This is a genomic window from Streptomyces sp. WAC00040 (assembly GCF_056835925.1).
Genome location: NZ_JAKQZE010000001.1, coordinates 804214 through 828507 on the forward strand (window position 1 = coordinate 804214; position 24294 = coordinate 828507).

Sequence of the window (24294 nt, forward strand, 5' to 3'; positions counted from 1 at the left end):
GTCTTTCGTTCGGAACCGGCCTGATCCGAACGAGAGGCCCTAGGGTTCCGAGGGCGCCGACTGCTGAAAATCCGGGGCCGGCACCTGGCCGTCGTCGTCGCTCACGGCAAGCCAGCCGCCGATACCGACCGCCGCGACGACGGCGAGTGCGGCGACACTCAGAGTGATTCGGCGCCTGCGCACCGCGGTCGACCTGTTGCGGGCGGACCCGGGTCGGCGCTGGCCGGGAGAGCGCGGGGCCCGCGCAGTGCCGTGCGCGCCGCCCGCCAGCTCGTCAGGCGCGGGGACCCTCATCGAGGTGTGGGTGTCGCGGTTGGAGTCGGCCGGGGCCGCGCCGGGGACGAGCGGGACGGCGCCACGGCGGCGCGGCTCCCCGAGAGTGGGCGGCAGGGCTTCCTCGTAGGGCTCGGCGGCCGGTTCCGCGTCGGGCTCGTCGACGTCCAGGGGCGGCATGCCCTTCAGAGTCGGCAGCAGGTCGTGCAGCCGGGCCGCCACCTCGGAGGCGCGCAGCCGGGAGGCGGGCGCCTTGGCCAGGCACTGGACGATGAGCTGCCACAGCTCGTCAGGGATGCCGGGCAGGGGCACCACCGTCTCTGTGACGTGACGGCGCAGGACCGCACCGGGGTGCCCGCCGCCGAACGGGGTGAAGCCGGCCAGGACCTCGTAGAGGACCGTGGCGAGGGCGTAGATGTCGACCGCGGCACGGGGAGGCAGGCCCTCGACGATCTCGGGGGCGATGTAGTCGGGGGTGCCGATGATGCCCGAGGGGTTCGGCGCACCGCTTCCGGTGGGCCGCTGGGCCTTGGTGCGGCGCGGGGTGTCGATCAGCTTGGCGACGCCGAAGTCGGTGAGCAGCGCGGGGTGCGAGCCGGCCGGGCCGAGCGGGCCCTCCATGTCGAGCAGGATGTTCTCCGGCTTGACGTCCCGGTGCACGATGCCCGCGGCGTGGGCCGCCGCCAGGCCTTCGGCGACGTCCGCGATGATCGCGACGGCGGCCTCCGGCGCGAGACGGCGCTCACGGTCGAGACGGGTCCGCAGGTCGGTGCCGCGCACGAGCTGCATGACCAGCGCCAGGTCGTTGCCGTCGACGACGAGGTCGCGGACGCCGACGACCTTCGGATGGTCGAGCCCGAGCAGGGCGGTGCGCTCCTGGACGAAGCGTCCGACCAGCTCCTGGTCGGACGCGAGGTCCTCGCGAAGAAGCTTGATGGCGACAGGCCCCTCGGGTCCTTCGCCGAGCCACACCGTGCCGGCGCTGCCCCGCCCCAGGATCTGGTGGGCCGTGTACCGGCTGCCGATATTCCGTGCCAAGACTGCTCCCTCAGCGGCTGGCGTTGCCCCACAACGTACGCGGGCATCGGGGGCCTGTGTGCCCCGGATGACACCAACCTCCACTTCTGCGGAATAAATAAGCCCGCAGAAGTCGACAAAACGACAGAGTTACTGCTGGTTACCGATCTGGTCGGCGGTGTCCTTCGCCTCGCCGAGCTTCGAGATCCAGTCCGTGACCGTCGAAATGCCGTCGCCGATCGCGTCCCAGTAGCTCTTGCCCTCAGCGACCCAGTCCTGCAGCGGGGTGAGCTCCCAGATCAGCCAGCCGGCCACGACGAACAGCAGCACCGTGAACAGACAGCCCTTGAGACAGCCGAGCCCGGGGATGCGCATCGGGTTGGCGCGCTGCCGCGGCTGGCGGGGCGGGCGCTGGGCCGGCGGCTGCTGCGGCGGTGCGTACTGCTGCTGCTGGGGCGGCGGTGCGTACTGCTGACGCTGCGGCTGGTGCTGCGGACGCTGCTGCGGCGCCGGCGCGTACTGCTGCTGGGGCCGCTGCGGACGGTTCTGCGGGGGCTGCTGCGGGGCCTGGCGCTGCGGGCGCCGGCGCAGCGGGTCCTGGCTGGGGTCGAGGTACTGGACCTGCGTCTGCTCGTTGCGGTCCCGGGCCGCGCGCAGCTGGGACTGCCAGGGGTGCGGCTCCTCCGGTCCGGGCTGCCCCGGCGGAACGGGCGGCATCACGGCGGTCGGGTCGGCCGTGCCACCGGGCTGCCCGGTCTGCGGCATGACGCTGGTCGCCGCCGAGGGGTCGTAGGCGCTGCTGCCGCCGCCGGTGTTCGGCAGGACCTGCGTCTGGTCGGCGGCACCGGGGGTCTGCGGCACCGGCGCCGGCGCGGGGTCCGGCACGAGGAGCGCGGCGACACCGAGGGCGGCGTCGACCTGGGCGGCGTTAGCGTGCACGCCGATGCCGGCCGCGACGGTACGCAGACCGCGAGCGAGGTTCTCGGCGCTGGGCCGCTCCGAGGGCTCCTTGCGCAGACAGCGCTCAATGACCGTCCACAGCGGCTCAGGAAGGGTCGAGGGGCGGCGCGGCTCCTCACTGAGGTGACGATGCAGCACCTCCAGCGCCGTGCCCCCGGCGAACGGGGGGCGTCCGGTGACCAGCTCGTACAGCAGGATGCCCGCGCCGTAGATGTCTACGGCCGAGGTCTGCGGACGGCCCTCCGCCGACTCCGGCGCGACGTACGCGGGGGTGCCGACGAACTCGTGCGTCCTGGTCAGGCCCGGGGAGTCCGCGAGGCGCGCGATGCCGAAGTCGGTCAGCATCGGGTGCATCTGACCGTCGGCGTCCGTCTTGAGCAGCACGTTCGCCGGCTTCAGGTCGCGGTGGACGACGCCGTCGGCGTGGCTGGAGGCGAGCGCGTCCGCGATCTGGGCGGTCATCAGCGAGGCGGCGACCGGGCTGAGCGGGCCGTTGTCGCGCAGGTACCGGTGCAGGTCCGGGCCGTCGATCAGGTCCATGACGAGGGCGAGAAGATCGCCCTCGACGACGAGATCCCGGGTCCGGACGATGTTCGGGTGGGTGAGGCGGAGCAGGACGGAGCGTTCCCGGAGGAAACGCATCACCACGTCCGCGTCGTTCGCCAGCTCCTCCTTGAGGACCTTGATCGCGACGGTTTCGCCGGGCTGGCCCGCGACGGCCGCCTCGGCGCCCGCGGTCTCCCTCTGACGGGCTCGCCAGACGGTGCCCGTGGCGCCGCGCCCGAGCGGCTCCTCGAGCAGGTACTTGCTGCCTACCGGCCGCACGTCATGCGCTCCCTGCTGATCGTGATCCTCACATGGGTCCCGGTCCGCCGGATGATTTTCGGCCCACCGGGTTGTCCGACCCACTTTAGGGGGTGTCCGTCCGGTCGCCCCTGTTCGATGGACAGACGCGGGCATCGTACGGATGGTTGCCGGGTCCGCGCGCACTGAACATCACGATCCCCTCCGTCCGTAGTTCCTCAAGATGACCTTTACGGGATACCACCACGTGCTTTTCCGTCCGGATTTGCCACCCGGGCCGACTGGTCAAGATCACTTATGGGTGGGCGGCGGGCGTGTTGTCGGTGACGGATGCGAGGATGCCTTCAGCACGGAGCCGTGGGGAGGGAGCCTCCGGCGCGTGCCGACCTGCCGGGTGGGGGCGATCCGGGCGGCTTCTCTGCCGGGCACCCCGCGCAGAAGGGATGGCTGACGGCGATGCAGATCCGGCTGACTGTTCTCGCGCCGCGCGGCGGACAGTCCGCGCCCGCCGCGCGCTTCTGCGACGTGATCGTGACCGCACCGGCGGGCACCGCGCTCGCCGCCGTGGCCTCCGGTCTCGCCGCCGCCGTCGCCGGCCCCGACGTCTCCGGCACGATCGTCCTCTACGCGGGACAGGAACGCCTGGACCCGCAGCGCCGCACCCTCGGCGAACCGCCGCTGGTCGACGGCGTGGTGCTGTCCCTCCAGACGCCGGCCGAGGAAGAGACCGACGACGGCGAGGTGTCGGCACAGCTGCACGTCGTGGCCGGACCCGACGCCGGAGGGGTCCATCTGCTGCACGGCGGCCGGATAAGCATCGGCCGCTCGGCGGACGCCGACGTGCCGCTGGACGACCCCGACGTCTCCCGGCTGCACTGCGCGGTGACGCTCGCGGACGACGGCCGGGTCACCGTGACCGACCTCGGCTCCACGAACGGCACCACGGTCGACGGAGCCCCCGTGCACGCCCGGCCCGTGCGCCTGCCGTCCGGTGCGCTGCTCCGGCTGGGCGAGTCCACCCTGCGCCTCTCCCCCGGCGCGCCTGCTCCCGCGCTTCCCACCGCGCCGGACGGCGAGGGCCACCTCCGCGTCCCGGGTCCGTCGTCGCGCTCCGTCGAAGCCAGGCCCGCGCCGGGTCCGGGCGGCTCCTCGGGCGCTCACACGGCGGGGGCGACCGGCCCCTCCCCCCGGGGGACACGGCCGGTGCCGTCATGGGCGTCGGCCGGGTCATGGGACGACACGCCGCCGGCCGGCACCGACCGGCCCCAGCGGGCACCCGACGACGGCCGGGCCACCCCGCCCTACCGCCCCGACCCCACGGTGGCACCCGCACACGGCCACGCCGGCGGCGGCCCCGCGGCCGCCGCCCCGGCGTACAACGACTCGTCCCGGACGCACCTCATGCACGCCCCCCTCGCCGACGACGCGGCGCCCCGGGTACCGGCGCAGTACGCGTACGACGCCCACGACCGCGTCCCGGACCGGCCCGGCGAGCCGTCGCCCGAGCGCGCGCCCACCCGGGGGACGGACGAGCCCGCCGAGGCCCCCCGGCGCCGGGGCATAGGCGCCTGGGCCCGGCGGCTGGCCGGCGGCCGGGAAACCGCCGTCCCTCAGGAGAGCGGCGCGGCCGGCCCCGCGGCACGCTCGACCGCGCCCACCGTCGAGAGCTGGCCCGACCCGGCCGCCGTGCTGCTCACCGCGCTGGGCCCCGGCCCCAGGCTGTGGGAGCGCGGCCCTCGACACCCCGAGTCGCTCGTCCTCCGGCTCGGCACGGCGGACCGGGCCGAGCTGCCGTCCGTGCCCGTGACCGTCGCCCTGAGGGAGGCCGGGTCGCTCGGCCTCGCCGGTCCGCGCGCGCGGCTCACGGGCCTCGCCAGGTCCGCCGTGGCGCAGCTCGCCGCGCTGCATTCGCCCGGTGACCTCGAGATCGTGCTGATCAGCGCGGACCGGGCCCGGTCCGTGGAGGAGCGCAAGGCGGAGTGGTCCTGGCTCGGCTGGCTGCCGCATCTGCGCCCGGCCCATGGCCAGGACTGCCGGCTTCTGCTGGCCTACGACCGCGACCAGGCCGCCGCCCGCGCCGCGGAGCTGACGCGCCGCCTGGACGACGGCCCGCTCGGCACGGGCTGGGCGAGCGCCGACTCCCGGGCCGTCGCCGACGCCGCCGCACGCCACGACGGCCCTCGCACGGTCGTCATCGTCGACGGGGATCCCGGCTCGGCCGTGCTTCGCGAGACCACCGCCCGGCTGGCCGGTGCCGGCCAGGCCGCCGGGATCCATCTGATCTGCCTGGCGGAGACGCCCGCCGCCTCCCCGCTCTCCCCTGTCGCCGCCACCTACGAGTCGGCCTGCGCCGCGTCGCTGCCCTTCCGCGAGTGCGGGGCCGTGGCGCTGCTCAGCGGGGACGTGGCGACCGCGCTGCGCTTGATGCGGGTCGCTTCCGGGCAGCCTGCCGGCCATGGCACTGTCGGCGTGGTCGACGCGGTGTCCGCCGCCTGGGCGGAGCGGTTCGGGCGGGCGCTCGCCCCGCTGCGCGCGGAGGGCTCGAGCGTGCAGCCCGGCCGGACCGCGGTGCTGCCGCAGTCCGCCCGGCTGCTGGACGAGCTGGAGCTGGCACGGGCCACCCCCGCCTCGCTGATGGCACGCTGGGCGGCCGCCTGCGACGGCACCGTCGTCCTCGGCGCCGGTCCCCGCGGCCCGCTCGCCGTCGACCTGGCGCAGGAGGGCCCGCATCTGCTGATCGAGGGCCCCGCCGGCAGCGGCCGTACGGAACTGCTGCGTTCGGTCGCCGCGTCGCTTTCCGCGGCGGGCCGCCCCGACCGGCTCGGCCTGCTTCTGGTCGACGGGGCCGGCGGAGAGCGCGGCGAGGGGCTGGCCGTCTGCACCGAACTGCCGCATGTGACGGAGCACCTCGTGGCCAGCGACCCGGTGCGGATGCGGGCGTTCGCGCAGGCGCTCGGCGCGGAGCTGAAGCGCCGGGCGGCCGTGCTGGACGAGGCGGGCGTCACCGACTTCGCCGAGTGGCGCACCCGATGGGAGGTCGCCGGCCGGATGGTGGGTCAGCGGACGTCACCCGAAGCAGCCGACCAGCGGGGCGATCTGGACTCCCCCTCGTCGGGAACGCTCAGGCTCCGTCCCGGCGGGCGTACGCGGAGCCAGGAACCGGATCCGCTGCCGCGTCTGGTGGTGCTGGTCGACGACTTCGACGCGCTGGTCGCCCCCGCGCTGGGGAGCCCGGGCCGGCCGGCGGCCGGTTCGGTCGTGCGGGCCCTGGACGCGGTGGCCAGGGACGGCGCCCGTCTGGGCGTCCACCTCGTGGCCACGTCGTCGCGGCCGGACCGCACGGCGGACACGGAGCTGGCGGAGGGTGCGCGGCTGCGTGTCGTGCTGGAGGCGCCGCCGGTCGCGCCCGGCCCTGACGCCCCCGCCCCGGGCCGGGGCAGGCTGGGGCATCCGGACGGCCGCGTCACGCCGTTCCAGAGCGGCCGGGTGACCGGGCGCATCCCTCGTACGGCCACCTTGAGACCCACTGTCGTTCCGCTCGAGTGGGAGCGGATGGGCGATCCACCCACCCGACGCCCCGTCCGGGAACTGGGCAACGGGCCGACCGACCTGGCGCTGCTCGCAAGTGCGCTGGAGCGCGCCGCGCGGTCGGTGGACGCGGCGCCCGTGGGGCCACTGACGCCGGCTCATCCTTGAGTGGCGGCGCTGGGGCCATTTGACCTGACATCACGTCACGAGGGCATCACGAAAGAGTGATAGAGGCCGGGGGCGGTATTGCGACACCCGTAGCGCGGGCGTAGACCTGTCGGCACGGACCGCAACGGGATGTCGGTCAACCGGTCCGGCGCAGCGGGACAGCGCAACAGGTCAGTCGGAAGCAGCGCACAGGAGAGACGGGGCAGTAATGCGCAGAACTCTTCGTACGGGCAGGGCCGCAGTGATGTTCGCCGCGATCGGCGCTCTCGCCCTCACCGGATGCGGCGGCGGCAGCGACGGCGGAGAGCCGGGGGACGGCGGTCCGACCAAGGGCACCGAGTCGCCCTCATCGGTCCAACTGCCCAAGCTGGACGGCGAGAAGATCCAGGTCGCCGCCGTATGGAGCGGCCCGGAGCAGGAGAACTTCACCAAGGTCCTGGACGAGTTCGAGAAGCGCACGGGCGCGCAGGTCACCTTCGTCCCCGCGCAGGACCCGATCGTCAACTTCCTCGGTACGAAGATCGCCGGTGGCAGCCCGCCCGACGTGGCGATGCTCCCTCAGGTCGGCGCGATCCAGCAGGCGGTGGCGCGCAAGTGGGCCAAGCCCGTCGGCGCGGAGGCCAAGGAGCAACTGGCGAAGAACTACTCCAAGGGCTGGCAGGACCTCGGCGCGGTCGACGGCACGCAGTACGGCGTGTACTACAAGGCCGCGAACAAGTCCCTGATCTGGTACAACAACGCCGTTTTCGAGAATGCCGGGGCCACGCCGCCGAAGACCTGGAAGGACTTCATGTCCACGGCGGAGACGATCTCCGCCTCGGGTGTCACACCGGTGTCCATCGCCGGAGCGGACGGCTGGGTGCTGACCGACTGGTTCGAGAACGTCTACCTCTCCCAGGCGGGCCCGGAGAAGTACGACCAGCTCGCCAAGCACGAGATCAAGTGGACCGACCCGTCGGTGAAGGACGCCCTCACCACTCTCGGTGAACTGTTCGGCAAGCCGAACCTGATCGCGGGCGGCACCGACGGCGCCCTCCAGACGGAGTTCCCGGCGTCGGTCACCCAGACGTTCAGCGGCGGTGACGCCCCCAAGGCCGCGATGGTCTTCGAGGGCGACTTCGTGACCGTCAACATCGCGCAGACCGACGCGAAGATCGGTACGGACGCGAAGGTCTTCCCGTTCCCGGCCGTCGGCGCGGAGCCTCCGGTGGTGACCGGCGGGGACGCGGCGGTGGCGCTGACGGACAGCAAGGGCGCCCAGGCGCTGCTGACGTTCCTGGCGTCGCCCGACGCCGCGGCGATCCAGGCGGCGGCCGGCGGCTTCATCTCGCCGAACAAGTCGATGGACGTGGCCGCGTACCCGAACGACGTACAGCGGGACATCGCGAAGGCGCTGATCGCGGCGGGCGACGACTTCCGCTTCGACATGTCTGACCAAATGCCGCAGTCGTTCGGCGGGACGCCCGGCAAGGGCGAGTGGAAGATCCTCCAGGACTTCCTGAAGAACCCGAAGGACGTCGCCGGCACCCAGCAGCGGCTGGAGGCCGAAGCGGCCAAGGCGTACAAGAGCTGAGGCCGTGCCTGCCGTCACAGCGGGGGGCCCGGCTCGTCCGGCGCCCCCCGCGCGTCAGCGTAAGAGCGTGACAGGAACACGTAAATTAGTCGCGGCCGGCTTTCTGCTGCCCGCGCTCGTGCTGCTGGGCGCGCTCGTGGTCTACCCGATCGGGTACTCGCTCTACAGGTCCTTCTTCGACCAGTCCGGCGCCGGCTTCGCCGGGCTCGACAACTACGTGGAGATCTTCACCGACGACACCATCCTGACCGCCGTCAAGAACAACGCGATCTGGGTCGTCGTCGCACCGACGGTCTCCACCGCCCTCGGTCTGATATTCGCGGTGCTCACGGAACGGGTCCGCTGGGGCACCGCGTTCAAGCTGATCGTCTTCATGCCGATGGTGATCTCGATGCTGGCGGCGGGCATCATCTTCCGGCTCGTCTACGAGCAGGACCCGGAGCGCGGTGTGGCCAACGCGGTCTGGGTGGGCGTGCACGACACGTTCGAGGAGTCGGCCGGATATCCGCGGGCCCGGCCCCTGCCGGTGCACCCGCTCGAGGCGGCAGGCGGCGGCGCGTTCGTCACCAAGGAGCCGGTCTCCGCCGGTAGACCGGTGCAGCTTCCGCTGGTCGGCGTGGCGCCCGCCAAGATGCCGTCCGACGCGGAACCCGCCAAGGCGGCAGAGCCGGGCGACGGCGAGATCCACGGCACCGCCTGGCTCGACTTCACCCGGGGCGGCGGCGGCAGACCGAACGTCGTCGACTCCCAGGAGCTCGGGCTCAAGGGCCTCAAGATCGAGGCGGTCAAGGACGGCAAGGTGGTGGCGGACACCCGTGCCGCCGCCGACGGCACCTTCATCCTCCCGGCCTCCGCCGACGGCGCGCTGCTGCGGCTGCCCGCCGACAACTTCCGTGAGCCGTACAACGGCGTCGACTGGCTCGGGCCGTCCCTGGTGACCCCGGCGATCATCGGCAGCTACGTGTGGATGTGGGCGGGCTTCGCCATGGTGCTGATCGCGGCCGGTCTGGCGAGCGTGCCGCGCGAGCTCCTGGAGGCGGCACGCGTCGACGGCGCCAACGAATGGCAGGTGTTCCGGCGGATCACGGTGCCCCTGCTGGCGCCCGTGCTCGCGGTCGTCCTCGTCACCTTGATGATCAACGTGCTGAAGATCTTCGACCTGGTGTTCATCATCGCGCCGGGCTCCTCCCAGGACGACGCCAACGTCCTCGCCCTCCAGCTCTACCGCTCCTCCTTCGGCACCGACGCGGACCTGGGCCTCGGCAGCGCGATCGCGGTGCTGCTGCTTCTGCTGGTGCTGCCGGTGATGTTCTTCAACGTCCGGCGGATGCGAAGGGAGACCCGGCGATGAGCACGAGCGACACCGCGGTGAAGAGCGGCTCCCCCACCAGGGCCAGGCAGTCCGTCGCCGCCCGGATCGCGGCCGCCGCGGGCGGCGGCGCGCTGCGCGTCTTCCTGATCCTCGCCGCCCTGTTCTGGCTGATGCCCACCATCGGCCTGCTGCTCTCCTCGCTGCGCGACAGCGGCGACATCGCGTCGAGCGGCTGGTGGAAGGTGTTCACCGCCCCCGCCGAGATCACCACCGAGAACTATTCACGGCTGCTGCAGAACGAGACCATCACCGATTCCCTGCTGTCCACGGTGGTGATCACGGTTCCCGCCACCGTGCTGGTCGTGGTCATCGGGGCACTCGCCGGATACGCCTTCGCCTGGATGGAGTTCCCCGGCCGCGACTGGTGGTTCATGGTCGTGGTCGGCCTGCTGGTGGTCCCCGTGCAGGTCGCGCTCGTCCCCGTGTCCGAACTCTTCGGCGTGATCGGCATCTTCGAGACGACGATCGGCGTGGTCCTCTTCCATGTGGCCTTCGGTCTGCCGTTCGCCATCTTCCTGCTGCGGAACTTCTTCGCCGAGATCCCACGGGAGCTGCTGGAGGCGGCCCGGCTCGACGGCGCGGGCGAGATCCGTCTGTTCACGCGCGTCGTGATGCCGCTGGGCGCCCCGGCGATCGCCTCGCTCGGGATCTTCCAGTTCCTGTGGGTGTGGAACGACATGCTGGTCGCGCTGATCTTCGCCGACTCGGAGAGTGCCCCGATCACCGTCGCCCTCCAGCGCCAGGTACGGCAGTTCGGCAACAACATCGACGTGCTCGCGCCCGGCGCGTTCCTGTCGATGATCATTCCGCTGGCGGTGTTCTTCGCCTTCCAGCGCCAGTTCGTGTCCGGTGTGATGGCGGGTGCCGTCAAGTGACCGGCTGACGGACACCTGCGACGGCACACCGTCCGTCGCGGGCGGCGGGCCGGTCACCCGTGACCGGCCCGCCGCCGCGCAACGGGGTCCCTCCAGGCGCACGGCAACAGCGGCACCTCGGCGAGCGTCGCCATCCAGGCCACGGCGGAGACTCCGAAGACGACGATGCCGGACGCCCCACAGCGTGGTCGCGCCCTCGTCATCAGCGAACCCCCGCCGGGTTCCGCCAGGGCGGCCGCCGAGCGCATGCCGTGTTTCAGCATGATCTGCCCGGCCGCCGACGAACAGACCGCGAAGTGCAGCAGCAACACGCCGGGCAGGTTCACGCTCCTCCGCCCGGGCGACGGTCGGAGCCCGGCGTCAGGTGCCGGCGCCCACCCGGTCGGCGAGTTCGGCCGGGACGTACTGGCGGTTGAGGATGTCCTGGACATCGACGTGCTCCCCGGCGACGATCGTCTGTGCGGCGTGCGGGGTGAGCACGGCGACGTACTGGTAGCCGAAGAGTGTCGGCCGCACACGGGTCAGCAGCCGGGAGATGCCGCCGAGGGCGCCGGCGACGGGGCCGCCGCCGAGCACGGACCAGAACGGAGCGCCGGTGGACGTGACCTGTAGCTGGTCGAAGCCGGCGGCCCGCACTGTGCGGCGCAGACTGCTGCGGGTGAAGAAGCGCAGATGGGTCTCGTCGAGGATGCCCCGCCGGTCGTAGCCGAAGACGCCGAAAGCGACCCTCAGCCGTGAGTACCAATGGCTGAAGTTGGGCACGGACAGGAGCATCCGACCACCGGGCCGCAGTACCTCCCGCAACTCCCGCAGCACGTGCTCCGGCCGGGACAGGTGCTCGATGACGTCCCCGGCGACGACGTAGTCGTAGTCGGCGCCGACCTGCGGCGGCAGGCCCTCCTCCAGGTCGGCGAGGAGGAATTCGGAGCAGCGGTCCCGCACACCGGGCACCTCGACGAAGTCCAGGCCGGTCACGGTGTGGCCAAGGTCTTCGAGACGCTCGGCGAACAGGCCGCCGGAGCAGCCGACGTCGAGGACCCGTCCCGGCGGCAGCCCTCGCATGATCTCGAGGATGGCGGAGTGCGAGGAGCCGTCGCCCTCCTTGAAGGCGTAGTCGACGGGCTTGGGGATCCAGGGACAGGTGCCGAAGCCCTTGAGGGCGAGCCGGTATTCGAGGACGTCCTTGACGACGTCCTTCGCGTAACGCAGGCCGTTGACGTAGCAGATCTCGTCGCCGTAATAGGTGGGAACGGGGATCTCCTTGATACGCATCCCGGCGTCGAGCAGCTGGACGATGATCTGGGTGTCGAAGTCGAAGGCGTCGGTGTTCCGGTCGATCGGCAGCCTGCGCAGCGCCGCGACGCTGTAGGCGCGGTAGCCGGAGTGGAACTCGGTGAGCCGTGAGCCGAGCAGACCGTTCTCGAAGCGGGTGAGGACGCGGTTGCCGAGCCATTTGTAGAACGGCATGCCGCCCTTCAGCGCACTGCCCGAGCGCATCATCCGGGAGCCGAACACCGCCTCGCACTCGCCGCGTTCGATGGGCGCGACCATCTCGGGCAGCAGCTCGGGGGCGTACTGGCCGTCGCCGTGCAGAAGCACCACGATGTCAAGGCCCCGTTCGGCGGCGAGAGCGTAGCCGGCCTTCTGGTTGCCGCCGTAACCGAGGTTCTTGGTGTGCCGCATGACGACGGTCGGCGGCATGCCGTCCAGCTGCGACCAGCGGCAGCCCGCGGTGAACGTCCCGTCGCTGCTCGCGTCGTCGAGGATCAGGATCTCGGCGACGCGGGACCGGAAGTCCTTGGGGATGCGGTCGAGCGTCTTCTCCAGCGTGGATTCCGCGTTGTAGGCGACGACGAGGATGCCGATCCGCGGGCTGGGGATTTCCTTCACTGGGGCTTCTCTACTCTCCGTTGGCGCGGGTCATCGGTGCGGTCTGTCGACGGGTGGGGCGGCGGTGGCGGACCGGTCGGTGCGCTGGGCGACGAGGGGTACGTGCTCTCCCGGGACGGGCGCGGGCGACTCTTTCAGTGCCCGGCGCACACCGCTCACGATCCCGGCGGCCAGCAGCATCCAGCCCACCTCCGCCAGGTGCAGGGCCCAGTCGTTCCAGCGGACGGCGCTCACGCCCGCGTAGACGATGACGGTGGCGGCGCCGACGACGAGCCCGTAGCCGAGGCCCTCCCACAGTCCGAAGAGGCAGAGGCCGACGACGGGCCAAGCGAGGTACTGCACGGCAGATCCGGTGCTGAGCAGGAGCAGGAGCGTGAGGGAGAGCGCGACGGCGTACGCGGCGCCGGTGGGACGCACCCACGCGAGCCAGGCACCCGCGGCCATGCACAGCAGCACGAACAGGAGATGGAAGTCGCTGTGCAGTGCCTCGACGAACGAGTCGGACGCGCCCGCCAGTTCGGCGAAGCGTACGAAGCCCCACAGCCTGGCCCGGCCGCCCTCGTATTCGAGGACCTTCTCCCGTAGCGGGACGGGCACGGCCGCCAGCACCGGCCCCCACAGGAGCAGCATCACGGCCGCGAGGCCCGCGCAGAACCGCACGGCGGCCGGACGCCCGGCCCGCGCCGCCGCCACGATCAGAGCGGGGACGGCGACAACCGGTACGAGCTTGACGCTCACCGCCAGCGCCGCGGCGACGCCGGCGGCCAGCGGGGCACGGCGGTCGACGAGCAGGAAGGCCGCCAGGAGCATGAGCGAGATGGCGACGGAGTCGGTGTTCCCGTGATATCCGGAGGTGGCGAAGAGGACGGGGCTCAGAGCACATCCGATCGCACACGCCGTGGCCGTCGCGAGTGTGCGGTGGCGGCGCAGGATCTCGAACACGAGAAGGGCCGAGACGAAATCGGCGAGGCAGGCCGGCGCACGGATCAGACTGCCGAAAGGAATTCCGATCTCCTCCAGTTCATGGAATGCGGCGAGCATCCGTCCCGTGAGCGGCGGATGGTTGTAGACGGGCAGGCGCGGCATCGGGTGCTCGTAGACGCGGACCGGTCCCACCTGGGCGATCGCGGTGGCGAAGGCGTCGAAGATGCCGACGTCCGCCGGTCCGCGCTTAAGGGCCGCGAGAACCGTCTTGGCAAAGAGGGCGAGTGCGGAGACGCCGATGACGAGGATCCTTGCTCTTCGTACATCGAGCGTCGTAGTCGCCGTCCGCATTCGCAGGTCCATGACCGCCGAACGTAGCAATGCGGAACGTCAACCTCTCGCACCGATAACCACACTTAAATGCCGGTAAGTTCACTGCGCTGCGATCTTGGGCGCAATCCCGGCACGCGAATCACCCGTACGGCGGGGTCGCGATCGCCTCGTGCTTCAAGTCGGTGACGGCGACCACCGCGCCGGCGTCGCCGACCCCGCGGCCGGCGCGCTGCCGCCGCATCGTCGTCGGCCCGGGGCCGCGGCCGCTCAGGCCCGGAGCGCGGCCACTGCTCCCCGTGCCACCTCGTCGAGGTAGCCGTCCGGCAGTTCGCCCCGCACCACCACCAGCCGCCAGTACAGCGGTCCGACGATCACATCGAGCGCGCGGTCCGGGTCCGCCGATTCCGGCAGTTCGCCGCGCGCCACCGCGTCCCGGACGATCAGCGCGGCCACGCCCCGCTGGCCGTCCAGCAGCGCCGCCTTGATCGCGTCGGCGATCTCGGAGTTGCGTGCGGCCTCCACCAGCAGGTCCGGGATGACCTGCGAAGCCACGGGGTGGCGCAGCGCGTGCGCGGCGACCTCGAGCAGGGCGCGTACGTCCCCGTACAGGGATCCCGTCGCCGGCGCCGGCAGTCCCTGCGCGGCGAAGGCCGAGACAAGGTCCAGCACCAGGGACAGCTTGGACTTCCAGCGCCGGTAGACGGCCGTCTTCCCGACGCCCGCCCGCCGGGCGATGCCCTCGATCGACATCCGGGCGAAGCCCACGGCCGCCAGTTCGTCGAAGACGGCGGCCCGGATGGCGTCGGTCACGTCCTCCCGGAGCACAGCGGCTCCTGCCGGGGCGCGTCGCGGGCTTCTGGGGTCGGTCGTCATGCCCAGGAGCATACGCGGCGACGACGAAACGGTTGCGTCCCGACGTAATGTCGTCCTACTGTGCCCGTAGCGACGATACGGTCCCGTTCCATCGTTCTGATCGAGGTTGCGGACCGCGCCCCGCCATTGCACGCGCATCGAAAGCGAGCCCGCGTGACCATCGCCAGCCCCACCGCGCCCCCGGCGGGCCCGGTAGAAGCCCCTTCCGCCGACCCGGCCGCTCCCGCCCCGCCCACCGACCTCGCGGCGCTCGCCGCACGCCACGGGCTGACCGTCAGCGGCGCCCGGCCCACCCTCCCCGCCTACGTCCGGCAGCTCTGGTCGCGGCGACACTTCATCACCGCGTTCGCGACCGCCAAACTCACCGCCCAGTACAGCCAGGCCCGCCTCGGGCAGCTCTGGCAGCTGATGACCCCCCTGCTCAACGCCGCCGTCTACTACCTGATCTTCGGCGTGCTGCTCGGCACCGCCCACCATGTCCCCGACTTCGTGCCGTTCCTGGTCACGGGGGTGTTCATCTGGACCTTCACCGCCAACACGGTCACGGCCGGCACCCGCGCGATCTCCGGAAACATCGGCCTCGTCAGAGCCCTCCACTTCCCGCGCGCAGCACTGCCCGTCGCGCTCGCCCTGCAACAGCTCCAGCAACTGCTCTTCTCGCTCGGCGCGCTGATCGTGATCCTCGTCGGCCTCGGTCAGCTCCCGACGGCTTCCTGGCTGCTCGCGGTCCCCGCGCTGCTGCTCCAGGCGGTCTTCACTACCGGCCTGTCCATGGCCATGGCACGCGTCGCCGCCCGCACCCCCGACGTCGCCCAGCTGGTGCCGTTCCTGCTGCGCACCTGGATGTACGCGTCGGGCGTGATGTGGTCCGTCGACAAGGTGGTCGGCGACCGGGACCTGCCGCACCTGGTGGCTCTCGCGCTCCAGTACAACCCGGCGGCGCTCTACATCGACCTGGTGCGCTTCGCGTTCATCGATTCGTTCACCGCGGACCGGCTGCCGCCGCACGTGTGGGCCGCTGCCACGGCGTGGGCCGTGCTCTGCGGAGCCGGCGGATTCCTGTACTTCTGGAAGGCTGAGGAGCAGTACGGCCGTGGCTGAGAACCCGACCCGTCCGACCGGAGAACCCACCCCTACCGTCGTCGTCGACGGCGTCCACATCACCTACAAGGTCAACGGCCCCCGCACCGGCCGGGGCAGCGCCACTTCCGCCCTCAGCCGGATCGTCTCCCGCCGGGCGCACCCCGGCATACGCGAGGTGCACGCCGTCAAGGGCGTCAGCTTCGCCGCGTACCGGGGTGAGGCGATCGGCCTGATCGGCTCCAACGGTTCGGGCAAGTCCACCCTGCTCAAGGCCGTCGCCGGCCTCCTGCCGACCGCGAAGGGCAAGGTCCACACGGCCGGGCAGCCGTCCCTCCTCGGCGTCAACGCCGCGCTGATGTCCGATCTGACAGGTGAGCGCAACATCATCCTCGGCGGCCTCGCGATGGGTATGACGCGCGACCGGATCCGCGACCGCTACGACGACATCGTCGACTTCTCCGGCATCAACGAGAAGGGCGACTTCGTCTCGCTGCCGATGCGGACGTACTCCTCCGGCATGGGGGCCAGGCTGCGCTTCTCCATCGCCGCCGCCAAGAGCCACGACGTGCTTCTCATCGACGAGGCGCTGTCCACGGGCGACGCCCGCTTCCGCCGCCGTAGTCGGCAGCGCATCGAGGAGCTGCGGCGGGAGGCCGGCACGGTCTTCCTGGTCAGCCACAGCAACGCGACCATCACCGAGACCTGCGACCGCGCACTCTGGCTGGAAGCGGGGATCCTGCGCATGGACGGCCCGGCCAAGGAAGTCGTCGCGGCATACGAGGAGTTCACCGCAGCGGGGAACAAGAGCGGCCCCGGGACCGGGACCGCGAAGCAGCCCGCGCGGTAGGCTCCACTGCCGGTGCCGGACAGCCGAGGGGCGGTTGGGATGGGCGGTCGAGGGCCTCAGCCGCTGCGGGACGACGACCCGCGCGAGATCGCCGGCTACCGGCTCCGGGCACGGATCGGGGAGGGCGGCATGGGAACCGTCTTCCTGACCCGCAGCAGCGACGGCGCCTCGCTTCCTGTCGCTCTCAAGCTCATCCGCCGCGAGCACGCCCGGAGCGAGAAGTTCCGCAGACGCTTCGCCCGCGAGGTGGAGGCAGCGCGGCGGGTCAGCGGCCCGCATCTGGTCGAGGTCGTCGACCACGACGCGGAGGCGGACCTGCCGTGGCTCGCCACCCGTTACGTCCCCGGCCTGCCCCTTGGCGACGCCCTCGCCGGCCACGGGCCGCTGCCGCCCGAGTGCGTCCTGCGGCTGACGGCCGGCGCGGCGCGCGCGCTGGACGCCGTGCACACCGCGGGCCTTGTCCACCGCGACGTGAAGCCGGGGAACCTGCTGCTGTCCGCGGAAGGGCCATGGCTGCTCGACTTCGGCATCGCACGCGCCACGGACGGCACGTCCGTACTGACCACCGTCGGGCGGATGGTCGGCACGCCGAAGTACATGTCCCCGGAACACGCGCTGGGCCGGCAGGTCACGCCCGCCTCCGACGTGTTCACGCTGGGTCTCGTCGCCGCGGAGGCGGCCACCGGCCGCCACCCGTACGGCGAGGGCGGCGGCCTGGTCGTCGCGACCCGCATCGCCGGCACCGACCGCGACCCGCCGGACCTCTCCGCCCATCCGGCCGCCCTCCGCCCGCTTCTGACCGCCGCGCTGGCGGCCCGCCCGCAGGACCGCCCGACGGCGGCGGAGATGGCGGAACTGTGCGGTACGGGCCCGGATTTCGCCGCGGCCGGCTGGCTACCGAAGCCCGTCGCATCGGCGGTCACGGCCGTCGCGCGGGCCTCGGCCAAGGTCTCGCCCGACGCCCGCGACCCGCGGGCCGGCTGGCTGAACCGCCTGCGCGGCGACGGCTGACCACGCAACGGACCCGGCCGCCCCCGAAGGCGCGACCGGGTCCGTGCGAAGGGCCGTCAGCTGTGGGTGCGCAGCAGCTGCCGCATCGTCCTCATCGCCACCGACAGGTTGGCCAGGTCGAACGTGTCCGAGCTCTGGATCTCCTCCAGCGTCGTCCGCGCCCGTCCGAGGATCGCCGCGTTCTTCTGCTCCCAGGCCTTGAAGCGCTCCTCCGGGGTCGAGGTCCCGTTGCCCACCGACAGCACGACGGCGGTGAGCGCGGCGTGTGCCGCGTACAGGTCCTCACGGATGGAGGCACGAGCCATGGACTGCCAGCGGTCGGCCCGCGGCAGTTCGATGATCCGGTCCATCAGCTGGGTGATGGCGAGCCGGTCGGCGAGGTCGTAGTACACCTCGGCGACCCCCAGCGGGTCCTGACCGGTGCGATCCGAGATCGCCACGATGTCGAGCGTCGGGAAGGCGGACGAGAAGCCGGCCACCCGCAGCGCGAGGAACTCGGGAACGCCCTCCCCGGTGAGCTCGTCGAGGATGCCCTGGTACCAGTCCAGGTCCGCGCCCCGCAGCATCTTCGGCAGCTCTGTCCACACCTGTTCGACGCGCTCGGCGAAGAACTCGATCGTCCCGGCCAGCTCCAGCGGCTGCGGCCGGTTGCCCAGCAGCCACCGCGTGCCGCGCTCGACGAGGCGGCGCGAGTGCAGCCGGATCCGGGTCTGGACGTCCGCCGCAACCTGGTTGTCGAGCGCCTCGACCGCGTCCCACACCGCGCCGAGCCCGAAGATCTCCCGGGCCGCGGTCTGCGCCCGCACGATCTCCTCGATCGACGCGCCGGTCTCCTCGCGCAGCCGGTGCAGGAAGGTCGAACCACCGGTGTTGACCGTGTCGTTGACGAGCACCGTCGTCACGATCTCGCGGCGCAGCGCGTGCGCGTCGATCGCCTCGCCGAACTGCTCCCGCAGCGGCTTGGGGAAGTAGGCGTGCAGCAGCCGCCGCAGGTACGGGTCGTCCGGCAGGTCCGTCCCGATCAGCTCGTCCGCCACCGTGATCTTCGTGTAGGCGAGGAGGACGGCCAGTTCGGGCTGACTCAGTCCCTTGCCCGCGGCCAGCAGTTCACGGATCTGGCGGTCGTTGGGCAGGAACTCCAGTGCCCGGTCCAGGCGTCCGTCACGGCCGAGGCGGCGCATGAACCGCTGGTGGGCGTGGAGCAGGGACGGTGACTGGGTGACCGCGTTGGCGAGCGCGGTGTTCTGCGCGTAGTTGTTGCGCAGCACCAGCGCGCCGACCTCGTCGGTCATCTGCGCCAGCAGCTGGTTGCGCTGCTTGACGGTCATGTCGCCGTCCGCGACCAGGCCGTTGAGCAGGATCTTGATGTTGACCTCGTGGTCGGAGGTGTCGACGCCGGCGCTGTTGTCGATGGCGTCGGTGTTGATCTTTCCGCCGTTGCGGTCGAACTCGATCCGGCCGAGCTGGGTCAGCCCCAGGTTGCCGCCCTCGCCGACGACCCGGACCCGCAGATCCTCGCCGTTGACGCGGATCGAGTCGTTGGCCTTGTCGCCGACGTCGGTGTTCGACTCGGTGGAAGCCTTGACGTAGGTGCCGATACCGCCGTTCCACAGCAGGTCGACCGGAGCCTTGAGGATGGCCTTCATCAACTCCGCCGGCGTCAGCTTCGCGATGCCGGGACCGATGCCGAGGGCCTCGCGCATCGCCGCGTTGACCGGGATCGACTTGGCCGTGCGCGGGTGGACGCCGCCGCCCTGGGACAGCAGTTCCTTGTTGTAGTCGGCCCAGGAGGAACGGGGCAGTTCGAAGAGCCGACGGCGCTCCGCGTACGAGAGGGCCGCGTCCGGGTTCGGGTCGATGAAGATGTGGCGGTGGTCGAACGCCGCGACGAGCCGGATGTGCTCGCTGAGCAGCATGCCGTTGCCGAACACATCGCCGGACATGTCGCCGACGCCGACGACCGTGAAGTCCTCGGTCTGGGTGTCGTGGCCGAGCTCGCGGAAGTGCCGCTTGACCGACTCCCAGGCGCCGCGGGCGGTGATGCCCATGCCCTTGTGGTCGTATCCGGCGGAGCCGCCCGACGCGAAGGCGTCACCGAGCCAGAAGTTGTACGCGACCGCGACCTCGTTGGCGATGTCGGAGAACGACGCGGTGCCCTTGTCGGCGGCCACCACGAGGTACGTGTCGTCCTCGTCGTGCCGGACCACCTGGGCCGGCGGGACGACCTCGCCCGCGACCAGGTTGTCGGTGATGTCGAGCAGCGCCGAGATGAAGATCCGATAGCAGGCGATGCCCTCGGCGAGCCAGGCGTCACGGTTCACGGACGGGTCCGGCAGCTGCTTTGCGACGAAGCCGCCCTTGGCGCCGACCGGCACGATCACGGTGTTCTTGACCATCTGCGCCTTGACCAGGCCGAGGATCTCCGTACGGAAGTCCTCACGCCGGTCGGACCAGCGCAGACCGCCTCGGGCGACCTTGCCGAAGCGCAGGTGGACGCCCTCGACCCGCGGCGAGTACACCCAGATCTCGAACGCGGGGCGCGGAGCCGGCAGGTCCGGGATGGCCTGCGGGTCGAACTTCATCGACACATAGCCGTGAGGGGCGCCGCCTGCCGCCTCCTGGAAGAAGTTGGTGCGCAGGGTGGCCTTGATGACGGTGAGGAAGGCACGCAGGATGCGGTCCTCGTCGAGGCTGGCGACCTGGTCGAGCGCGCCGTCGAGTTCCTCGAGCAGTCCGTCGATCAGCTCGGTGCCGGCCCGCTGGCGGTCCGGTGACATCCGCGCCTCGAACAGCGAGACCAGCAGCCGGGTGGTGTGGACGTTGTTGCGGAGGGTGTCCTCCATGTAGTCCTGGCTGAAGGTCGAACCGGCCTGGCGCAGGTACTTCGCGTACGCGCGCAGCACCATCGCCTCGCGCCAGTTGAGCCCCGCGCCGAGCACCAGCGAGTTGAAGCCGTCGTTCTCCGCCTCGCCCGTCCACACGGCGGCGAAAGCGTCCTGGAAGCGCTCGCGGGCGTCGTCGGCGAGGTAGTCGCCGTTCGCGCCGGTCTTCGGCATGCGCAGCCCGAAGTCGTAGATCCAGGCGTGGGTCCGGTCGGCGCACCGCAGCTCGTAGGGGCGCTCGTCGACGACCTCGCAGCCGAGGCGCTGCAGCACCGGCAGTACCGCGGACAGGGAGACCTGCTCACCGGTTCGGTAGATCTTGAAGCGCCGCTCGCCGGGGCCCGCCCCTACCGGCTCGTACAGGGACAGTGCGAAGTCCTTGCCGGACTCGGCGAGCTCCTCCATGCGGACCAGGTCGGCCACGGCGGAGCGCGGCGAGTGGTCGGCCTTGTAGCCCTCCTGGAAGGCGCCGGCGTAGCGGCGCAGCAGCTCGGCGGCGCGTTCCTCGCCGAACTCGGCGTTCAGCGCCTCGCCGAAGCCGTCGGCCCAGGAGCGCGCCGCCTCGACCAGACGCGCCTCGATGCGCTCGGTGTCGGCATCGGTGAGGTGCGGCAGCTCGGTGCCGATGGGGACCCGCACCACGAAGTGGATACGGGAGAGGATCGACTCGGTGTTCCACGCGGTGAAGTCGACGCTGGTGCCGCCGAGTTCCTCCTTGAGGATGTCGATCAGGCGCAGCCGCACGCCGGTGGTGTAGCGGTCACGTGGCAGGTAGACCAGCGCGGAGTAGTAGCGCCCGTACTCGTCCTGCCGCAGGTACAGCCGCAGCCTGCGGCGCTCCTGGAGGTAGAGGACGCTGGTGACGATCGCCCGCAACTGGTCGGCGGGCGTCTGGAAGAGCTCGTCACGCGGGTACGTCTCGAGGATCTGCAGCAGGTCGCGGCCGTCGTGGCTGTTGGGCGAGAAGCCCGCCCCCTCCAGGACCTCCGCGACCTTGCGGCGGACGACGGGCACGCGGCGCACCGACTCGGTGTACGCGGCGGAGGAGAACAGGCCGAGGAAGCGGCGCTCCCCGACGACGTTGCCTTCGGCGTCGAACTTCTTGACGCCGATGTAGTCCAGGTAGCTGGGGCGGTGCACGGTGGCGCGGCTGTTGGCCTTCGTCAGCACGAGCAACTTGTGCTCACGGGCTTTGGCGCGGGCGTCGGCAGGCAGCCGGCTGAAGGACGGACTGACCGGGTGGGCCTCGTCCTCGTGGTGCGGCGGGTCGGAGCGCAGGATCCCTAGTCCGGTGCCGGGGACGGCGGCCAGCGCGTCGGCGTCGGTGAGCTCGTACTCCCGGTAGCCGAGGAAGGTGAAGTGGTCGGCGGCGAGCCAGCGCAGCAGCTCACGGGCCTCCTCGACCTCCTGCTCGGGCAGGTCGTCGGCCTTGGGCTCTTCGGGCAGCCGCTCGGCGATGCGCAGCGCGGCGTCGCGCATCTTCTCCCAGTCCTCGACGGCCTCCCGGACGTCGGACAGGACGCGCAGCAGATCGGCGGTGATCTGCTTCAGGTCGGCGCGGTCGGTCTCGCGGTCGATCTCGACGTGGATCCAGGACTCGACGAGGGCGTCGTGCGGGAGGTCCTTGGCGTGCGTGTCCGAGGACAGGACCTCGATGAGCCTGCCGGTCACATCACGGCGGACGACGACCTGCGGGTGGATCACGACATGGATGCCGCGGCCCTGGCGGGAGAGCTCGTTGGTGACGGAGTCGACGAGGAAGGGCATGTCGTCGGTGACGACTTCCACGACGGAGTGGCTGCAGGTCCAGCCGTTCTCCTCCACGGTCGGCGTGTGGACGCGGACGTTCGCGGTGCCCTGGGGGCGGTTCTCCGCGAGCCGGTAGTGGGAAAGTGCCGCACCGAAGACGTCGACCGGGTCGCGGTCGGTGAGGTCCTCCGGAGCTGTGTGCAGGTAGTAGCGCTGGAGGTACGTGAGCAGGGTGTCCCGGTCAGGGCGCTTCCCTTGCTCTGTCCCAGTCGGAAGGTGCCCCCCGGCCGGGCTGTTCTCAGCTACCCGGGCGGCCCGTGCGAGCAGCTCGGCCTTGGCTTCGTCCAGCTTGGTCTGCATGTCCTCTGGCTCCTGTCGCGCGCCGTTGCGTGACGTAGGTGAAAGATGCGACGAATCGCCGCGTCCCGGGGTGTCCGGTCGCAGTCGACGGTATGCCGCGATGAGAGTCGTCCGAGCCGTTATCGGCCAATCCTGCCTGGCTGCGGCAGTCCGGACGGGAAGGGTCAGCGATCGCCCGGACGCGGTGGCGGTCCGGGCGCAGGCCGGGGGCTTCGCTGCCCCCACGGCATATCGCGCTGATCACGCCCCCAGGCTATCTCCCCGCACCCCCGCCCCGTCATGAGCCGTATGTGTACAAAAGCGGGGTCCGAAGTTTGACACTCTGGACAGCGACACAGGCCCTCTTGGCAACCAATCAACCGGGAGCAGCCATGACCACCAAGATCCTCATCGTCACCGGGGACGCCGCAGAGTCCCTGGAAGTCCTCTACCCGTACCAGCGGCTACTGGAAGAGGGGTACGAGGTACACGTCGCGGCCCCCGCCCGCAAGAAGCTGCAGTTCGTCGTGCACGACTTCGAGCCGGGCTTCGACACGTACACCGAGAAGCCGGGCTACACCTGGCAGGCGGACCTGGCCTTCTCCGAGGTCGAGCCCGGGGCGTACGCCGCCATCGTGATTCCCGGCGGCCGCGCGCCCGAGTATCTGCGCAACGACCCGGAGCTCCGCAAGATCCTCAAGGCGTTCTTCGACTCCGACAAGCCGGTGGCCCAGATCTGCCACGGCCCGCTGCTGACCGCGGCCACCGGGGGGCTGGAGGGACGCCGGGTCACCTCGTACCCGGCGCTCGAGCTGGACATGCAGGCCGCCGGGGCGTCGTTCCAGGACTCGGCGGCGGTCGTGGACGGTTCGCTGGTCTCCTCGCGCGCCTGGCCGGACCATCCGGTTTGGATGCGGGAGTTCCTCAAGGTGCTGCGGGCGACGGCGCCGGTGACGTGACGCGCGTGGCCGGTCAGCCGGCCACGAGCTCCTCCGCCACCTCGACCGCCTCCTGGAGCGAGTCGACCACCGGCACTCCGACGCTTTCCAGACTGGCGCGGCTGTGCGATCCGCCTGTGTACAGCACGGCCTTCGCGCCGACGTGGGCGGCGGCGACGGCGTCGTCCGCCGCGTCACCGATGACGACGACGTGCTCGGCCCGCACACCGGCGAGCTGCGCCAGGTGCCGCACCATGTGCTCGGCCTTGCCCGCGGTCGACGCGCCGATCCGGCCGTCGACCCGGACGAAGCGCTCCTCGATGCCGTGCCGGCGCACGATCGGCACCAGGTGTTCGTGCGGGGCGAGGGACAGCAGCGACTGGGTCAGACCGGCACTCTGACGGCGGACGAGCAGCTCCGCGGCACCCTCGGCGAGCCCGCACGTCTCGGCCCGGGTCCAGTAGTGCTTGTGGAAGGCCGCGTCCATCACGAGCCATTCGTCGTTCGTCGGCAGCCGTCCCATGAGCCGCTCGTAGAAACGGGGGACGGGCACGCAGTACAGCTCCCGGTACCGCTCGAGCGTGATCTGCTCGAGCCCCAGCTCCGCGAAGGCGGCGTTCGTCGCCGCGATGACCGCGCCGATGTCGTCGAGCAGTGTGCCGTTCCAGTCCCAGACCAGATGCGCCTGCGTCCCCTGCTTGCCCATGGCGGAAACGGTACAGGCCGGGTACGAAAGACCGGCGGTACGGCATCGGGGCGGTGGCTCACCGCGTACGGCAACGTGTACGGCGGCACCGGGTACGACAGCCGGCGCGCGGCCGGTCACCGGCATGCGCGCACGGCGGTCACCGGTAC

The 24294-nt window shown here is 71.4% G+C and carries 16 protein-coding genes; 8 read left to right on the forward strand and 8 right to left on the reverse strand.

Annotated elements, in window-relative coordinates; all coding sequences use genetic code 11:
- Positions 1–39: 39 nt before the first annotated feature.
- Together MDN94_RS03690 and MDN94_RS03695 are read right to left on the reverse strand one after the other, a co-directional pair.
- Positions 40–1311 carry a serine/threonine-protein kinase gene (locus MDN94_RS03690; protein WP_482724541.1) on the reverse strand — a complete coding sequence of 424 codons (1272 nt, stop codon included), beginning with the start codon at positions 1309–1311 and terminating at the stop codon, positions 40–42.
- Between the two features lie 129 nt (positions 1312–1440).
- A complete protein-coding gene (locus MDN94_RS03695; RefSeq protein ID WP_482724542.1) occupies positions 1441–3075 on the reverse strand; it encodes a serine/threonine-protein kinase in 1635 nt (544 codons plus the stop codon).
- A 435-nt stretch (positions 3076–3510) separates the two neighbouring features.
- Between MDN94_RS03695 and MDN94_RS03700 the strand changes: the two genes are divergently transcribed.
- The 4 genes from MDN94_RS03700 to MDN94_RS03715 all read left to right on the forward strand — a co-directional run bounded on the left by MDN94_RS03700 (position 3511) and on the right by MDN94_RS03715 (position 10570).
- The gene (locus MDN94_RS03700) at positions 3511–6750 is read left to right on the forward strand and encodes an FHA domain-containing protein (RefSeq protein WP_482726992.1); all 3240 of its coding nucleotides are present in this window, start codon (positions 3511–3513) and stop codon (positions 6748–6750) included.
- A gap of 208 nt (positions 6751–6958) precedes the next feature.
- Positions 6959–8323 (forward strand): ABC transporter substrate-binding protein, encoded by a 1365-nt coding sequence (locus MDN94_RS03705; protein WP_482724543.1) that lies wholly within the window; start codon positions 6959–6961, stop codon positions 8321–8323.
- 4 nt (positions 8324–8327) lie between these two features.
- Positions 8328–9674: a carbohydrate ABC transporter permease gene (locus tag MDN94_RS03710; RefSeq protein WP_482724544.1), complete on the forward strand. Its 1347-nt coding sequence runs from the start codon at positions 8328–8330 to the stop codon at positions 9672–9674.
- A complete protein-coding gene (locus MDN94_RS03715; protein ID WP_482724545.1) occupies positions 9671–10570 on the forward strand; it encodes a carbohydrate ABC transporter permease in 900 nt (299 codons plus the stop codon). The genes MDN94_RS03710 and MDN94_RS03715 overlap by 4 nt, the downstream gene beginning before the upstream one ends.
- 53 nt (positions 10571–10623) lie before the next feature.
- Here the strand turns inward: MDN94_RS03715 and MDN94_RS03720 are convergent, their stop codons facing one another.
- The 4 genes from MDN94_RS03720 to MDN94_RS03735 all read right to left on the reverse strand — a co-directional run bounded on the left by MDN94_RS03720 (position 10624) and on the right by MDN94_RS03735 (position 14602).
- The gene (locus MDN94_RS03720) at positions 10624–10896 is read right to left on the reverse strand and encodes a hypothetical protein (protein WP_482724546.1); all 273 of its coding nucleotides are present in this window, start codon (positions 10894–10896) and stop codon (positions 10624–10626) included.
- 34 nt (positions 10897–10930) lie between these two features.
- Complete coding sequence (locus MDN94_RS03725; protein ID WP_482724547.1) at positions 10931–12460, reverse strand: methyltransferase domain-containing protein; 1530 nt, start codon at positions 12458–12460, stop codon at positions 10931–10933.
- A gap of 30 nt (positions 12461–12490) precedes the next feature.
- Entirely contained in the window at positions 12491–13747 is a 1257-nt protein-coding gene (locus MDN94_RS03730; protein ID WP_482724548.1) for a glycosyltransferase family 39 protein, read from the reverse strand.
- Positions 13748–13984: 237 nt separating this feature from the next.
- Entirely contained in the window at positions 13985–14602 is a 618-nt protein-coding gene (locus tag MDN94_RS03735) for a TetR/AcrR family transcriptional regulator (protein WP_482724549.1), read from the reverse strand.
- 147 nt (positions 14603–14749) lie between these two features.
- Between MDN94_RS03735 and MDN94_RS03740 the strand changes: the two genes are divergently transcribed.
- From MDN94_RS03740 to MDN94_RS03750, 3 genes are read left to right on the forward strand one after another with little or no spacing between them, the layout of a single operon-like run.
- Positions 14750–15691: an ABC transporter permease gene (locus MDN94_RS03740; protein ID WP_482726993.1), complete on the forward strand. Its 942-nt coding sequence runs from the start codon at positions 14750–14752 to the stop codon at positions 15689–15691.
- Positions 15684–16520: an ABC transporter ATP-binding protein gene (locus MDN94_RS03745; protein ID WP_482724550.1), complete on the forward strand. Its 837-nt coding sequence runs from the start codon at positions 15684–15686 to the stop codon at positions 16518–16520. Before MDN94_RS03740 ends, MDN94_RS03745 begins: the two co-directional genes overlap by 8 nt.
- Before the next feature lie 39 nt (positions 16521–16559).
- On the forward strand, positions 16560–17531 hold the full coding sequence (locus MDN94_RS03750) for a serine/threonine-protein kinase (RefSeq protein WP_482724551.1): 972 nt from the start codon (positions 16560–16562) through the stop codon (positions 17529–17531).
- Positions 17532–17587: 56 nt separating this feature from the next.
- Here the strand turns inward: MDN94_RS03750 and MDN94_RS03755 are convergent, their stop codons facing one another.
- Complete coding sequence (locus MDN94_RS03755; protein WP_482724552.1) at positions 17588–22522, reverse strand: NAD-glutamate dehydrogenase; 4935 nt, start codon at positions 22520–22522, stop codon at positions 17588–17590.
- 371 nt (positions 22523–22893) lie between these two features.
- Here MDN94_RS03755 and MDN94_RS03760 point away from each other — a divergent pair, with 371 nt between their 5' ends.
- Positions 22894–23460 (forward strand): DJ-1/PfpI family protein, encoded by a 567-nt coding sequence (locus MDN94_RS03760; RefSeq protein WP_482724553.1) that lies wholly within the window; start codon positions 22894–22896, stop codon positions 23458–23460.
- A 13-nt stretch (positions 23461–23473) separates the two neighbouring features.
- Here the strand turns inward: MDN94_RS03760 and MDN94_RS03765 are convergent, their stop codons facing one another.
- A complete protein-coding gene (locus MDN94_RS03765) occupies positions 23474–24145 on the reverse strand; it encodes an HAD family hydrolase (RefSeq protein WP_482724554.1) in 672 nt (223 codons plus the stop codon).
- Between the last annotated feature and the right edge of the window lie 149 nt (positions 24146–24294).

Bases quoted from the DNA above. Each gene is read 5' to 3' on its own strand.
- MDN94_RS03700 (WP_482726992.1), top strand. From the start codon at position 3,511: ATGCAGATCCGGCTGACTGTTCTCGCGCCGCGCGGCGGACAGTCCGCG.
- MDN94_RS03705 (WP_482724543.1), top strand. From the start codon at position 6,959: ATGCGCAGAACTCTTCGTACGGGCAGGGCCGCAGTGATGTTCGCCGCG.
- MDN94_RS03715 (WP_482724545.1), top strand. From the start codon at position 9,671: ATGAGCACGAGCGACACCGCGGTGAAGAGCGGCTCCCCCACCAGGGCC.
- MDN94_RS03730 (WP_482724548.1), bottom strand. From the start codon at position 13,747: ATGGACCTGCGAATGCGGACGGCGACTACGACGCTCGATGTACGAAGA.
- MDN94_RS03735 (WP_482724549.1), bottom strand. From the start codon at position 14,602: ATGCTCCTGGGCATGACGACCGACCCCAGAAGCCCGCGACGCGCCCCG.
- MDN94_RS03750 (WP_482724551.1), top strand. From the start codon at position 16,560: ATGGGCGGTCGAGGGCCTCAGCCGCTGCGGGACGACGACCCGCGCGAG.
- MDN94_RS03755 (WP_482724552.1), bottom strand. From the start codon at position 22,522: ATGCAGACCAAGCTGGACGAAGCCAAGGCCGAGCTGCTCGCACGGGCC.
- MDN94_RS03760 (WP_482724553.1), top strand. From the start codon at position 22,894: ATGACCACCAAGATCCTCATCGTCACCGGGGACGCCGCAGAGTCCCTG.
- MDN94_RS03765 (WP_482724554.1), bottom strand. From the start codon at position 24,145: ATGGGCAAGCAGGGGACGCAGGCGCATCTGGTCTGGGACTGGAACGGC.